Source organism: Tolypothrix tenuis PCC 7101, assembly GCF_963874875.1.
GTDB lineage: Bacteria > Cyanobacteriota > Cyanobacteriia > Cyanobacteriales > Nostocaceae > Aulosira > Aulosira tenue.
On sequence record NZ_CAWNJS010000001.1, the window covers coordinates 1,339,925 to 1,353,841 of the forward strand.

Annotated in this window: 10 protein-coding genes; 7 read left to right on the forward strand and 3 right to left on the reverse strand. The window is 40.4% G+C overall.

Annotated features, from left to right (window positions below):
• Positions 1-244: 244 nt before the first annotated feature.
• The 4 genes from AACU25_RS05410 to AACU25_RS05425 all read left to right on the forward strand — a co-directional run bounded on the left by AACU25_RS05410 (position 245) and on the right by AACU25_RS05425 (position 6,180).
• Positions 245-1,408: a GuaB3 family IMP dehydrogenase-related protein gene (locus tag AACU25_RS05410; RefSeq protein WP_096574245.1), complete on the forward strand. Its 1,164-nt coding sequence runs from the start codon at positions 245-247 to the stop codon at positions 1,406-1,408.
• 564 nt (positions 1,409-1,972) lie between these two features.
• Positions 1,973-2,296, forward strand: coding sequence for a thioredoxin (gene trxA, locus AACU25_RS05415; protein WP_096574246.1), 324 nt, complete (start codon positions 1,973-1,975; stop codon positions 2,294-2,296).
• A 742-nt stretch (positions 2,297-3,038) separates the two neighbouring features.
• The gene (locus AACU25_RS05420; RefSeq protein WP_096574247.1) at positions 3,039-4,109 is read left to right on the forward strand and encodes an LOG family protein; all 1,071 of its coding nucleotides are present in this window, start codon (positions 3,039-3,041) and stop codon (positions 4,107-4,109) included.
• A gap of 748 nt (positions 4,110-4,857) precedes the next feature.
• Positions 4,858-6,180 (forward strand): D-alanyl-D-alanine carboxypeptidase, encoded by a 1,323-nt coding sequence (locus tag AACU25_RS05425; protein WP_096574248.1) that lies wholly within the window; start codon positions 4,858-4,860, stop codon positions 6,178-6,180.
• Between the two features lie 82 nt (positions 6,181-6,262).
• On the opposite strand, the gene lptC is transcribed toward AACU25_RS05425, so the two are convergent.
• From lptC to metG, 3 genes are all read right to left on the reverse strand, one after another.
• A complete protein-coding gene (gene lptC, locus AACU25_RS05430; RefSeq protein ID WP_096574249.1) occupies positions 6,263-7,525 on the reverse strand; it encodes an LPS export ABC transporter periplasmic protein LptC in 1,263 nt (420 codons plus the stop codon).
• Positions 7,525-8,154: a LabA-like NYN domain-containing protein gene (locus tag AACU25_RS05435; protein WP_045869190.1), complete on the reverse strand. Its 630-nt coding sequence runs from the start codon at positions 8,152-8,154 to the stop codon at positions 7,525-7,527. Before AACU25_RS05435 ends, lptC begins: the two co-directional genes overlap by 1 nt.
• A 165-nt stretch (positions 8,155-8,319) precedes the next feature.
• Positions 8,320-9,921 carry a methionine--tRNA ligase gene (metG, locus tag AACU25_RS05440; RefSeq protein WP_096574250.1) on the reverse strand — a complete coding sequence of 534 codons (1,602 nt, stop codon included), beginning with the start codon at positions 9,919-9,921 and terminating at the stop codon, positions 8,320-8,322.
• A gap of 376 nt (positions 9,922-10,297) precedes the next feature.
• On the opposite strand from metG, the gene AACU25_RS05445 reads away from it, so the two are divergent.
• From AACU25_RS05445 to AACU25_RS05455, 3 genes are all read left to right on the forward strand, one after another.
• The gene (locus tag AACU25_RS05445; protein WP_096574251.1) at positions 10,298-11,023 is read left to right on the forward strand and encodes a lysophospholipid acyltransferase family protein; all 726 of its coding nucleotides are present in this window, start codon (positions 10,298-10,300) and stop codon (positions 11,021-11,023) included.
• A gap of 353 nt (positions 11,024-11,376) precedes the next feature.
• Positions 11,377-12,207, forward strand: a complete 831-nt coding sequence (locus AACU25_RS05450) for an alpha/beta fold hydrolase (protein WP_096574252.1) — start codon at positions 11,377-11,379, stop codon at positions 12,205-12,207.
• Positions 12,208-12,725: 518 nt separating this feature from the next.
• Positions 12,726-13,832 carry an EcsC family protein gene (locus AACU25_RS05455; RefSeq protein WP_096574253.1) on the forward strand — a complete coding sequence of 369 codons (1,107 nt, stop codon included), beginning with the start codon at positions 12,726-12,728 and terminating at the stop codon, positions 13,830-13,832.
• Positions 13,833-13,917 lie beyond the last annotated feature (85 nt).

Sequence of the window (13,917 nt, forward strand, 5' to 3'; positions counted from 1 at the left end):
GCTATTACAGATAATTCCATGTCGGTAGTGTTCCTTTTGATTCCAGAGCCTTTGTCAATTTATAGCACATACGCAGATCAAGCAAGCCCATGCTTAGAGCAGTCAGCTTCAATAGGGCAACTGTTGTAAGAATTTTACAGGCTCTCTTAAGCGCTACTTACTGACAGTTACTTGTGAAAAAATTGCACCAACTTTGCCCACAATTTGATACCCTAGCTTAAACAGATTTGAGATAAGTTAAAGCGTGGACATTCAACTTGGGCGGGGAAAAACAGCTCGGAGAGCTTACGGAATTGATGAAATAGCTTTAGTTCCTGGCAGAGGAACACTAGATCCGAGCTTGGCAGATACTAAGTGGCGTATTGGTAATATTGAGCGAGAAATCCCCATTATTGCCAGTGCTATGGATGGCGTAGTCGATGTGCGTATGGCTGTACGTTTGTCGCAGTTGGGAGCATTAGGTGTCCTCAACTTAGAAGGTATCCAAACTCGCTATGCTGATCCAGAGCCGATTTTAGATAAGATTGCTGCTGTAGGGAAAGATGAATTCGTTTCCCTCATGCAACAGTTGTATGCCGAACCAATCAAGCCGGAATTAATTGAAAAGCGTATTCAGGAAATTAAGCAACAAGGTGGCATTGCAGCAGTCAGCGCCACACCAGCCGGAGCCAGTAAATTTGGTGAGGTAGTAGCCAAAGCTGGGGCAGATTTATTTTTTGTACAAGCTACTGTTGTTTCTACGGCACACCTGTCACCAGAGTCAATCGTTCCCTTAGATTTGGCAGAATTTTGTCGTACTATGCCCATCCCTGTGATCTTGGGGAATTGCGTTACTTACGAAGTAACTTTAGATCTATTGAAAGCCGGGGCAGCTGGTGTACTAGTAGGGATTGGCCCTGGTGCTGCTTGTACTTCACGCGGTGTATTAGGTGTAGGTGTACCACAAGCAACTGCGATCGCAGATTGTGCCGCTGCACGCGATGATTACTATCGGGAAACAGGTAACTACATACCGATCATTGCTGATGGTGGTTTAATCACTGGTGGTGACATTTGTAAGTGTATTGCTTGTGGCGCTGATGGCGTAATGATTGGTTCTCCCTTTGCTAGAGCCGCCGAAGCACCTGGACGAGGTTACCATTGGGGAATGGCAACTCCTAGCCCTGTACTGCCTCGTGGGACTCGGATTCGCGTTGCTACCACAGGCACCTTAGAGCAAATTCTCATTGGCCCCGCAGCACTTGATGATGGCACCCATAATCTTTTAGGAGCTTTAAAAACAAGTATGGGTACATTGGGAGCTAAAAACATCAAAGAAATGCAACAAGTTGAAGTTGTGATTGCTCCTTCCTTGCTAACTGAAGGCAAAGTTTACCAAAAAGCTCAACAATTAGGTATGGGTAAATAAAGGTTTAGGGAATAGGGATTATGGACTGGGGAAAAGGAAGCAGAAGCAGCACAGAGGAAAAGTAAAATAAATTTGAACGTCCAATTTTATCTTTCCTCCTCCTGACTTGAAAGTGCTGAGTGCTGACTGAGTGCTGAGTAAAAATCCCCGCCTCGACTTTCATCCTTGGTGGTGAAACTTGTTTCATTGGGGCTGCTTACAAATGCCAAAGATTAAATAAAAAAATATGCCCCATGCCCCATACCCTATGCCCAATATCCAATACTAATACCTAATCCCTAGTAGATATTTCAGGCAAATCCATCAGGAAATTTTTCCAGAGTCTTAAACAACCACTGGAAAAATTACATATGTCGCCTACAATAGAGATAGCGGAGACGCATGTTTCCGTTCACTCCTCACACCACACTCCGCCCGGACTACTGTTCGGGCGGTTCCTTATGTAAATAGAAATAAATTCTCAAGCTTCTTTGCAAATGTACATCCGTTCGCTTCCAAGCAACTGTTTTTGCTATGGTAGAATTTTCACGAAACGCAGAAATATAATTGGCAAGGTTTTTAGGCATGTCAGCAGCCGCACAAGTTACCGATTCTACCTTTAAGCAAGAAGTAATCGACAGTGAAGTACCTGTTTTAGTTGATTTTTGGGCACCCTGGTGTGGCCCCTGTCGGATGGTAGCCCCTGTTGTAGAAGAAATCGCCGTTCAATATGACGGTCAAATCAAAGTTGTCAAAGTCAACACTGATGAGAATCCTAATGTTGCTAGTCAGTACGGCATCCGCAGCATCCCCACATTAATGATTTTTAAAGGTGGGCAAAAAGTTGATATGGTTGTCGGTGCTGTGCCTAAAACTACATTAGCTAGCACATTGGAAAAGTATCTTTGAAACTTCATTGGTAATCAGAGCTTTCTGATTTTTCCATTTGCTCTTGCTTTTAGGTCAATTTTTGTAAAGTTTGAGAGGCGCGATGTTTCGCGTCTCAATAAAACTTTTTACATAGATCAATCTGTATAAATTTACCGCAGTTAAATTTACTCTTTTATTGCTGTTGATACATTCCTACCACAGCGCGGCGGAAATCAACATTCCACACTCCTTGGGAAGCCCCCAGAAGGGGTCTAAAAATCACTGGACACTTCATCAAGGGCAAACCCCTGACTGCGGACTCCGTAATCAATGCAGGGCGACCCTTCCTAATAGCAGCTGATCTATGCAGCGTTGTCTCACTGCTATGCGTCTACAAAAGCACCAAAAAGCCTATGTCAAGGCTTTGAGAGTTGTTAATTACATGTATACGTAAATCTGTCCGTAGAGTAGCGGTAAGAGCGCCTTGGTTGATAATTAGCCAAAGGTGCTTTTTGTTGCCCATCAATAAATAGGCGAGAAGGGAGATCAGAGAGCAGAGACGCAGAGGAGAAAGAAATGATGAACTTTTTGACTCAGGACTTTTTCCAGTAAGCTAATCACGGTAAAAATTTGATTACCCAGTCTCTCTTCTCTAGTCCCTATTGCCTAGTCGGTCTATAAACAAAAATTTTTAGCGATCGGCGTAACGGCTACGTGAAGCAGCTGATAAATAGCACACCAAAATTAGATAAAATATAAAGCCATTGTGGCAGCAGTTATCATGACTTCATCTGCGTCGTTTGATACATTAGAGTCTCTACAGGCGGATATCGCTGAATTAATTGATCGGTTACCGACGTTAAAAAATCAGCAACTTATCAAACAGGCACTTGCTACTATAGTACGCCTGGCTGATAGTAACATTGAGCGCCTCGATTGGAAAATATTGTCTGCGGCTTTAGCAGACATGGAACGGGGTTTTCAACTCTTTTATGACTACCGACACGTTCGCAAAGTTACGATTTTTGGTTCGGCTCGTTTAGCGCCAGAAACCCCAGAATATAAAATGGCATTGCAGTTTGCTTCTGTTGTTTCTCATCTGGGATTTATGGTGATGACTGGCGGTGGTGGTGGAATCATGCAAGCCGGTCATGAAGGCGCTGGGCGCGAAAATTCTTTTGGCTTAAATATTCAATTACCTTTTGAGCAGCAGGCGAACCCGTTTATTGAAGGTGATCCTAAGCTAATTAATTTTAAATATTTTTTCACCCGTAAACTATTTCTGTTGAAAGAAAGCGATGCTGTAGCTTTATTTCCTGGTGGTTTTGGCACCCAAGACGAAGCCTTTGAGTGCATGACATTAAGCCAAACAGGTAAATTTGGCCCAGTACCTTTAGTTTTAATTGATCGCCCTGGTGGTGATTACTGGCGGTCTTGGAGTGATTATATCGATCGCCAACTAGTGCAAAAAGGTCTTGTTAGTCCTGATGACCCCAGTCTTTATACAGTGACGGACAACCTGGATGTAGCTTGTAATGCTATTACCCGTTTTTACCAGGTTTATCACTCTAGTCGTTATGTCGGCGATCAGTTGGTAATACGGCTGACAACAGATTTATCCAACGCTGAAGTCGAAAAGCTTAATGCTAGCTTCAGCGACATTTTAGTTAAAGGAAAGATTGAAAAAAGCCAAGCATTATCTCAAGAAGGACAAGATGAGACAGTTAATCTACCCCGTCTTGTTTTGTACTTCAATCAACGCGATTTAGGACGCTTGTATCAAATGATTGCTGTGATCAATCAGATGGGTGTTCATACTGTAGAGGATACAGGGCATCCAGAAAGGAAATAATACTGAGATATGGGAATAAAAATTACACATTTATTTTGAAAATTTCTCAGGTAGAGTTGCTAAAGCTAGCAAGTTCTAGAGTAGGGGTACAGCATCAATCAGATGTTTGGATAAAGCAAAATCTTGTTGATGCTGTAACTGTCAGGTATATTTTGTTTCTAATCATCATTGATAGATTTAATACCAATTCAAATAATGTTGGCAACATCCCAATAACTAATACCAATTCAAAATTCTAAATTTACAACCTAGACAGAACAAGGTTTTGGCTCTGTGTATCTGTCACATTCTTTTTTTAAATTGGGATAAGTTGGGTTTGGTTCTGGAAACGCCACTGCACTGAAAACTGATAAACTCTTGAAATATTGATACTTGCAGCAGTTAGCTATTGTGCGTTTAAATAGCAAGGCTGAAAGATTTGCTTGTCATTAAGTTCCAGTGACGCAATTTTAGGTTAAAGGCTCAAGCTTAACCAGATTGTGCTATGAATACTGAGAATTTATTCAGGTATTTACATTGCAATTTATTGGTATATACTGTGAGTCGCAGCCTTCAGCATAGTGATAGTAAGTAACTTCTACAATGTACTATTTAATGCTGCTTAAAAAGTTACATCTTATATATGTGATCTACCCTACTCACTAATGGGGAAAACACCAGTTATTATGACTCCATGCTGATGAGCTTCACAAAAACTTGTATATTAGCACAGTAAATAACTTCATACATCCTGATAGAGGAACAAAGAATGCTGGAATTATTGAGTTCAGGTTTAGTATCGCTGTGGCTGGAAATGGCAGGGTTACAAATTAAGCCTTTAGATGCTTTAGATGCATTGGCTTGGCAAAGTAGCCCTGGCTTAGTGCTAGCACCTGATCCAAATCCGGCTAGTGCTAATACAGTGCAAGATTATTTGAAAGGTTTAATTACATCAAAACTCATTGCACAAAATCTGACAGCAAGCCAGGGAATTTGGATGCAGTCAGGGCCGATGTTGATGGCTAATCATGAAGGAACAACACCTTTACCTGCTGCATCTTTAACTAAAATTGCTACTTCATTAGTTGCTTTTAAAACTTGGGGCCCAGATCATCAATTTGAGACTGTAATTAGTGCTACAGGGCCAATTACGAATGGTATATTGCAAGGTGATTTAGTGGTGAATGGCGGTGGCGATCCCATGATGGTTTGGGAAGAAGCGATCGCCATTGGTAATGCTCTCAATAAGATGGGTATTAAGCAGGTGAAGGGAAATTTGGTGATTACTGGCTATTTTTCCATGAATTTCCAACGTCACCCGCTATTAGCAGGGCAATTATTTAAGCAAGCGCTTAATTCTGCTACTTGGACTCGTCCAGCGATTTACACATACTCGATTATGCCCAAGGGTACACCAAAACCCCAAGTAGCGATCGCAGGAACTATCAAAGTTGAACCGCAAGCAAACCCACAACAAGCGGTGCTAATTCGTCATCTCTCTTTGCCTATGAGACAAATTATCAAAGAGATGAATGTTTATAGTAACAACGATATCGCAGAAATGCTCGCAGAGTCGGTAGGAGGTCATACTGTAGTTCAAACTACTGCGGCAAAGCTAGCTAGAGTTCCAGAAGGAGAAATTCAGTTAATTAATGGTTCAGGATTAGGCCCAGAAAATCGCATCTCTCCTCGTGCTGTTTGTGCGATGTTAATGGCAATGCAACAAGAAGCAGTGGCTCGTAATCTCACTTTAGCGGATTTGTTTCCTATGTCTGGGTTCGATCACCGTGGCACACTGCACGCTAGACATATGCCAGTTGGTACAGTTATGAAAACTGGAACTTTGCGAGATGTGAGTGCTTTAGCTGGTGTGATGCCAACACGCGATCGCGGTTTGGTTTGGTTTGCCATTATTAACCGTGGTAATAATGTCTCCGGTTTCCGCACTGGACAAGACCAACTCTTACAACGTTTGGTACAAAAGTTGCAAGTAGCACCCCAAATCCCTGCCGCTTTAACTCCTCATTCCACCATCAACACCTTACCGGAACTCGGTGCTAGTAGCCGCAATCAAATTTTGTTTAAAAGTTAGTCAAGAGTCCAAAGTCCAAAGTCCAAAGTCCAAAGTCCAAAAACTATTGACCTTTGACTATTGACCCTTGACTCTTAACTATTTATTGCCCCTTCACTTTTTCTTGAGGAATAATTTCTGTAACTACCCTACCGCCACTATTGCCGCCTTTAACAACGATGTTTTCGGTTTGCAGATTACCTACCGCTGTCTCCCCGGCAAAATTTAATGGTGGATCAACTTGTCGATACGTTACATTACCCTGCGCTTCTACTAATTTCTTGTCTAGATACCAAGTTAATGTTTGCGACTTTAAAGACTGGCGACGCTGACCAATAGCGTTGACATTGCCTGTTAAATAAACAGTTTTTTGTGGTATCTTCATTTCCCCTTGGTTTGCGGTTACTGTCACATTTTCCGCTTTATGAAAGACACGCACAGGTGAAGTTGTGGTGACAGTTTCAGTATTCATGTTCCAGTTCATAGAGTTACTAGCGATTTGCATTGGTGGGTCTAGTAATTCTAGCTGGGCATTTTTTGTCACCGTGGCAATTTTGGTTTTCAAATTAATTTCCGTAGCATTTCCTCGTCCACGGTCAGTAATTTGATTATTTTTGTAGCGGTCAATTTGTACGGGGCGATCGCCAATTAATTTTTCTTCTTTAATTTGCCAGATTAAATGCTCAGTTCGCATTTGTAATTGCGGATCGGCTGAGTTAGCGATGACCTTACCCGATAATTCCATACGCTGTTCGCGGGTTTTAACTTTGGCTTCTTGGGCTACTGCTTGTAGTTTTTTATGAGTCCCGTTAATTTGGTTACGAACAATTAATAAATCTTCCTTGGGTCGCCATTCTAATTCATTACCTCGCAATACTATGCCATTACGAGGGTCTGTAGCCACTATTTTTCCTTTAAGAAATAGTTGCTTACCATCTTGCTCAATATCTGCCCGTTCTGCTTTAATTTGGTAGACTATTTTGCCATCTTGATACAGTTCACCATAGGGGCTTTCAGCTTGACCAATTTGTTTTTCTTTGGTGTATTTTGCTTGTTTAGCATTGACTTTCCAAATTGGTCGCCCTACTTCATCAAACTGTTCAAAAGCTACATTAAAAAATGTCAAATTACTATCTGTATTTTGTCCAGATGTATTGGAGTTATTTGCTTGATTTTTAGTATTTCTACCGCTACAAGCAAATAACCCAACTATTAAAAATAATGTTAAAGATAGGCGATGCCAATTAACTTTAGTGTTTGTAGCACTCAGAGATGGGAATAAAAAGAATTGGGGGGAATATCTCTTATTTCCCCCCTCTTTCACTAAACCGCTGCTCCCTTGATGCTGATCTGCTTCCTGCTTCATTAATCTTGAATTTCTAAATGTCCGTCAGTCTCTCTTGGATCTTCCAAAAAGCCCATACTTGATAAAGGTCGATAGGGGTAGCTTTGGCGAGGGGTTTTTTGGATATCTTCTTTGATGGCTTCTAAATCGATATAGCGATCGCTCACATTAATTAAGCTGTCGCTAGTCATGGAACGCAAACTCACAACTTCTACCCTGACACCCCGATAACTAACTGAGTTGACGGCATAGGCTAAATCGCCGTCGCCACTGACTAAGACTGCTGTATCATAAGAATCAACTAAAGCCATCATATCTACGGCAATTTCGACATCTAGATTGGCTTTTTTTGAGCCATCAGGTAGCTGTACTAAATCTTTAGCAATCACCCTATAGCCATTTCGACGCATCCATAAAAGAAACCCTTGTTGTTTCTCATTGGTGCGATCTACTCCTGTGTAGAAAAAAGCACGCAATAGTCTCGAACCGCCAGTTAATCGACACAGTAACTTAGTGTAATCAATTTCAATTCCTAGTTGTAGTGCTGCATAAAAGAGATTTGAGCCATCAATAAATATGGCTACACGACCTCTATTCTCTAAAACTTGTTCCGGTGTAAATATTGAGTCATTTTCTAAATTATTCAACATTGATGTCATACCTCAGTTTTTATTCTTGTTATTTTTGATACTAAAAAAATAGTTTTCACAGGCAAGTTAGAACGGTTTATGATAATGTTCCGAGGCTAAATATTAAGTAGCCCCGATATTTTTTTGACAAAATTAGAGATTGAACAAAATCAAAAATTCAAATTACTAATTGTTTTTTGGCAGTTCTATCCGCTTAAATATTGGTTGGGGTGTACCCAACTGTTGTTTATCGGATAGTACGCCCCAGGTTGCATGAACGCTAAAAGGAGCAGCATTGGCAACTTCTAGCTGATCGTTAAAGTTAATTCCAAAGCCCAATTGCTGATAAATATCGCTACTGATATTTGGAATCACTGGGGACAGCAGGTAAGCTGCTAGTCTAACTGATTCTAGAACTGCATATAGCACTTGTGCCAATTGTTGCTGCTGTCCTTGCTTATATAATGTCCAAGGGGCTTGTTCATCAATAAACTTATTGCAAGCTTGCGCTAGCAAGAGAATTTCTGTGCAAGCTTGGTTGAAAGCTAACATTTCGTAAGCATTTTTCACCTTTTCCCCTAAACTTAGCCCAATCGCTTTTAAAGGATTGTCAGCCGGAATCGTCTCATGGGCGATTGATGGCACATTACCGCCGCAGTACTTTTTCACCATGTTCAAGGTGCGATTGAGCAAATTGCCTAAATCATTTGCCAAATCTGCATTTAAAACATTGATGAATCTAACTTCATTAAAATCGCCATCTTTACCAAATTCGATTTCCTTAAGGAAGTAATAACGAACAGCGTCACTACCATAGCGCTCAACTAGTTCTATGGGATTGAGGGTATTACCCAGACTTTTACCCATCTTCTGACCATCTTTGGTTAAAAAGCCATGCCCAAATACTTGCTGTGGTAATGATACGCCAGCTGACATTAACATTGCTGGCCAATACACTGCATGGAAGCGGAGAATATCCTTACCAATTAGGTGCAAATTCATTGGCCACCATTTGGCTAGGGCGTTGGCTAAAGTTGGTTCTGCATCGGGGTCTAATAATGCGGTGACATAACCCAACAATGCATCAAACCAAACATAAAGAGTATGTTTAGGATCTACAGGTACAGGAAAACCCCAATCGAGATTCACCCGCGAAATCGAAAAGTCTTGCAACCCTTGGTTGACAAAGTTGAGGACTTCGTTACGACGACTTGCAGGCTGAATAAAATCTGGTTGAGACGCGTACAGTTCTTGCAGTTGGGTTTGATATTTAGATAAGCGGAAGAAGTAGTTTTGTTCGTCGCGCCATTCAACTTCTTTGTTAGTATGAATTGGGCAACGATTTCCTTCTAGGAGTTCTCTTTCTTCTTTAAATTCTTCACAAGATACACAGTACCATCCTTTTTGTTGCCCCTGGTAGATATCGCCTGCTTGCCAGACTCGATCAAAAAATTCCTTGACAATTGCTTCATGGCGAGTATCAGTAGTGCGAATAAAGCGATCGTATTTAATGTTTAGTAACTGCCATAGAGAAAAGAAGCTTTGAGATATTTCATCACAAAATTCTTGCGGTTCTTTGCCTAAATTTGCTGCGGAACGCTGAATTTTTTGCCCATGTTCATCTGTACCTGTAATCAGCAGTACTTGATTCCCCAACAGTCTCTGAAACCTGGCAATCACATCTGCTGCCATTGTCGTATAAGCACTACCTACATGAGGGACATCGTTTACATAATATAGAGGAGTGGTGAGTGCAAATGTCTTTTCTGTTTTATTTATTAGATTCATGCAAAATAAAAAGCAACTTATTAAAACGTTTTATCTCTTACTTATGTCAGCAAAACCACGTAATTATATAACATTACTCCTGTTTTTTCAAATCACACCTTAATATTAGCAAATCTGGACAGACCACAGTTTATTTTATGCCTGACATAAAGCCAGCTAATTTCTCCTAATAGATTTTAACTAGCTGCTAACAATAGTTAGTAATGCTTTTTATGGCACTTATTGTGGCGAAAAACACAAAAAACTAGACTCAGAAAATATCGTTGTTTTTGATAATTAGACATTTCTACCTTAAGACGGTCGTGATAGGAGTGAAGAAATGTAAATCTTAAGTCAAGATCAGCTGCGATATTTTCAGAAAAATATATTGATTTTTATGAGTCTAAATAGCCCTCTAGACATTTCTCGTTGGTCATTAGCGGCATTATCAACGCAATTGTTTCGTTATTACGAGGATCGAATTCCCTATGACGCTAGTGTGTTAGTTGTCAGCAATCACCGCAGTTTTATGGATGCTTTAGTATTAATGGCAGCGCTATCGCGTCCTATCCGCTTTGCTTGCCATCACTACATGGGACAAGTGCCAATTATGCGGGAATTGGTGACCAGCCAGTTGGGTTGCTTTCCTTTGGAGGATATCAAACATCGGCAACAGAGCTTTTTTGCTCAATCCCAGGTACTATTGCAATCCCAGCAAATGGTAGGGGTGTTTCCTGAAGGCACCGCACCAATGGTAAAATCTACCCAACCAAATCAATTAGGTGAATTTCAGCGTGGATTTGCTCATTTGGCATTACGAGCATCTGTGAGAGACTTGGCAATTCTGCCCATTGCGATCGCCTCTCTAGAAGAAGTAAATACCGCTGGTGTACCTTTAAGGTTGTTGAGTTTGTTTGACCCTTCAGAAGCCTTATTTAATCAACCAGGTTGGCATCCTTTGGTCATTTATCGTCGGGTGGCTGTGTTAATTGGTAATCCTTATTGGATTAAGCCCCAACATCAAAAACAATATCAAGGAAAACAAGCCAAAACTGTTGTCAATGAACTGACAGAACACTGTCATTGTGAAATTGCCAATCTGTTAAGACAAGGTTGTTATTAAAATATCTCGCAGTGTGGATGGATCAACTAACCATCCACTAAATAATAACGATTGCCTCTATAGATTTCAGAGCAATTTATCTGCTAGAGTCAAATCTGTTTATTGATACCACTCCCTTCAATCATCTGTCAAGGAGTGCTAAATTTGTGAATTTCTTAATCTTAGGTCGGCGGAATAAATCAATTAATTGCAAACTTGAAGTTTATCTGGAATTTTGTGCATAAAGCTACGATTTTTAGATAATTTTGAATGTGATAGAACAAATTAAACCTGGCAATTGCTCAAAGATAAAACATATTGAGCTTTTACAAGGTAAATTTTAGAAAACCAACAAAATTAATTAAAATTTGACAATGCTGGAAGTTGAGTTAAAGCCGTGTTTCCTGACTCCTAAGCGCATACAGCCGCAGTATCCCCTGTTTGTATACTTACCGGGAATGGATGGCACAGGTCAACTATTGCGATCGCAAACTGCTGGGTTAGAAGTTGGTTTTGATGTGCGCTGCTTGGCGATCCCCAGACAAGACCTCACCACATGGGAGATTCTCACCAAGAATGTATTGGATTTAATCCACGCGGAATTAGAAAAAAGCGCCCAGCGACCAGTATATCTATGTGGAGAGTCTTTTGGCGGCTGTTTAGCAATGAAAGTAGCTATCCAAGCGCCACATCTGTTTAAGCGGATTATCCTGATTAACCCAGCTTCTAGCTTTCATTTACGTCCTTGGTTAACTTGGGCATCGCAACTAACTAACTTAGTGCATCCTTGTTTGTATGAAGTCGGCGCTTTAGCATTATTACCATTTTTAGCATCCCTACAACGGATGACCAGAAGCGATCGCCAAGAATTACTCAAAAGTATGCGTTCTGTACCACCAGAGACAGTAATGTGGCGATTGTGTTTGTTGCGAGAGTTTGATGTTAAAGAAGAACAGTTACGTTGTCTCACACAACCAGCATTACTTATAGGTGGTGGACAGGATCGGCTTTTACCTTCTGTAGAAGAAGTAAAAAGATTAAATACTATCTTAATTAACAGTAAAACCGTAATCTTACCTCATAGTGGGCACGCCTGTTTATTAGAGAGCGATACTAATCTCTATGAAATTATGAAAGCTAATAATTTCTTAGAAAATAGTGCTGAGGTACTTGAATCATTTCAACTTAAAGATGCGGTGAGGTGAGATGTAAGCAGGCTACTAAGAAATGCATGATCCTATGGTATCGGGAGCAGAGGAGGTAAAAGAGCATAATCTTCAATCTTTAACTTCCATAATTTAAGTTTTGAATTTTCTGCAATAAAGTTGCATATCCTACTTAGGAAATGCAACTCTCTTAATTAAATGAAATAATAAAATTTATATTCTTCTTTGCAAAGACAAATATATGAATAACTCAGAAGAATCGTTGTAATTACACATAAAAACGCGTCCAGGCAAAACTTTATCTATTCAAATACCTATAGACACTTTAGCTTCCTTGGCAAAAGTAGCAAACAAACGTGATATGTCTGTTGAAGCCTTGCTAAAATTCTATATTGGGCAAGCTTTGCGTCAAGACTTAGCTAGATTATTTTCCGATTGAGTCTGGAAATCACAAGTAGATTTTTATCTATCGGCTTATCCTTGAGGAAAGAGGTAAAAATATACGCACCTTTGCTACAACCAAGAATAGAAAGGCTGTACACTGAAGGTGTCATGCAATGGCAGATAAAATTTCTCAAGAAATAGCAAATAAAAAAATCAATAATTTAGCCGATAATACAACAAAAGATAAACTATCATTTTTGACATCTGTTGGCGAAACATTCAACTGGCTAGCGGGGACAGCCGTTGCAGTAGGAGAAACAGTTGCTAAACAAACACATAAGTTAATTGAACAATCAACTCAAACAAGCGGCAAAGTAGTAGACAACCTTAGCCAAAATTGGTTAATTCGCAGACTATCTGGGGTATTAAATCTCAATTGGTTGATTGGTGCTAGTGAAAATGTTGATTTAGCAAAAGCAGAAGCAGCAGTTAATCAACTCAAACAACAATATCCCCAAGAGTCACCTAGCCAAATTTCCCACAGAATCATGGTGGAAAAAGCTACAAAAGCAGGGGGAATTGGTTTAGCAACGAGTATTTTGCCAGGTGTAGCGGCGGCTTTATTAGCAATTGATTTAGCAGCGACAACACAATTGCAATCAGAAATGCTTTATGAAATAGCATCCGCCTACGGGTTAAATTTAAAAGACCCAGCGCGCAAGGGTGAGGTTTTGGCAATTTTTGGTTTAGCTTTGGGCGGTAGTCGGCTGTTAAAAGCTGCGGGGTTAGGCTTACTGCGAAATGTACCTTTTGCTGGTGCTGCGATCGCAGCTAGTTCTAATGCGACGATGATTTATTCTTTAGGCTATGCTGCTTGTCGATTTTACGAAGCCAAGCTGGATGAATCCACCTCGTTGACTGACAAAGAGACATTAGCAACATTAAAGCAACAAAGTGAAAAATACTTAGAAACAGCGATCGCTCAAGAAGCTGTCATGGATCAAATTTTAGTACACATGATCCTTGCCAGCCATCCAGAAAAGACTTGGTCAGAAATTCTCCCAGAGTTAAAAGCTATAAATCTCAGCGAACATTCATTAAATACCATCGCTAAAAATATTCAATCACCCCAGCCTTTAGATAGCTTACTCAATCAACTCAATCGTGATTTTGCTATTCCCTTGTTGGCTCAATGTCAAAAAATTGCCCAACTTAACGGTGAAACTACAGAAGTAGAGCAAAAGATCATTGATGCGATCGCTCATAAGTTTAATCTTTAGGGGAATGGGTAATTGGTAATGGGTAATTGGCAGAGAATCATCATACCAATGCCCCATACCCTTTTCCTAATGCATGAACAGAGAA

What these genes read in the sequence shown, in the direction of transcription:
- trxA (WP_096574246.1), top strand. Translation starts at nt 1,973, where the DNA reads ATGTCAGCAGCCGCACAAGTTACCGATTCTACCTTTAAGCAAGAAGTA.
- AACU25_RS05420 (WP_096574247.1), top strand. Translation starts at nt 3,039, where the DNA reads ATGACTTCATCTGCGTCGTTTGATACATTAGAGTCTCTACAGGCGGAT.
- AACU25_RS05425 (WP_096574248.1), top strand. Translation starts at nt 4,858, where the DNA reads ATGCTGGAATTATTGAGTTCAGGTTTAGTATCGCTGTGGCTGGAAATG.
- lptC (WP_096574249.1), bottom strand. Translation starts at nt 7,525, where the DNA reads ATGAAGCAGGAAGCAGATCAGCATCAAGGGAGCAGCGGTTTAGTGAAA.
- AACU25_RS05435 (WP_045869190.1), bottom strand. Translation starts at nt 8,154, where the DNA reads ATGTTGAATAATTTAGAAAATGACTCAATATTTACACCGGAACAAGTT.
- metG (WP_096574250.1), bottom strand. Translation starts at nt 9,921, where the DNA reads ATGAATCTAATAAATAAAACAGAAAAGACATTTGCACTCACCACTCCT.
- AACU25_RS05445 (WP_096574251.1), top strand. Translation starts at nt 10,298, where the DNA reads ATGAGTCTAAATAGCCCTCTAGACATTTCTCGTTGGTCATTAGCGGCA.
- AACU25_RS05450 (WP_096574252.1), top strand. Translation starts at nt 11,377, where the DNA reads ATGCTGGAAGTTGAGTTAAAGCCGTGTTTCCTGACTCCTAAGCGCATA.
- AACU25_RS05455 (WP_096574253.1), top strand. Translation starts at nt 12,726, where the DNA reads ATGGCAGATAAAATTTCTCAAGAAATAGCAAATAAAAAAATCAATAAT.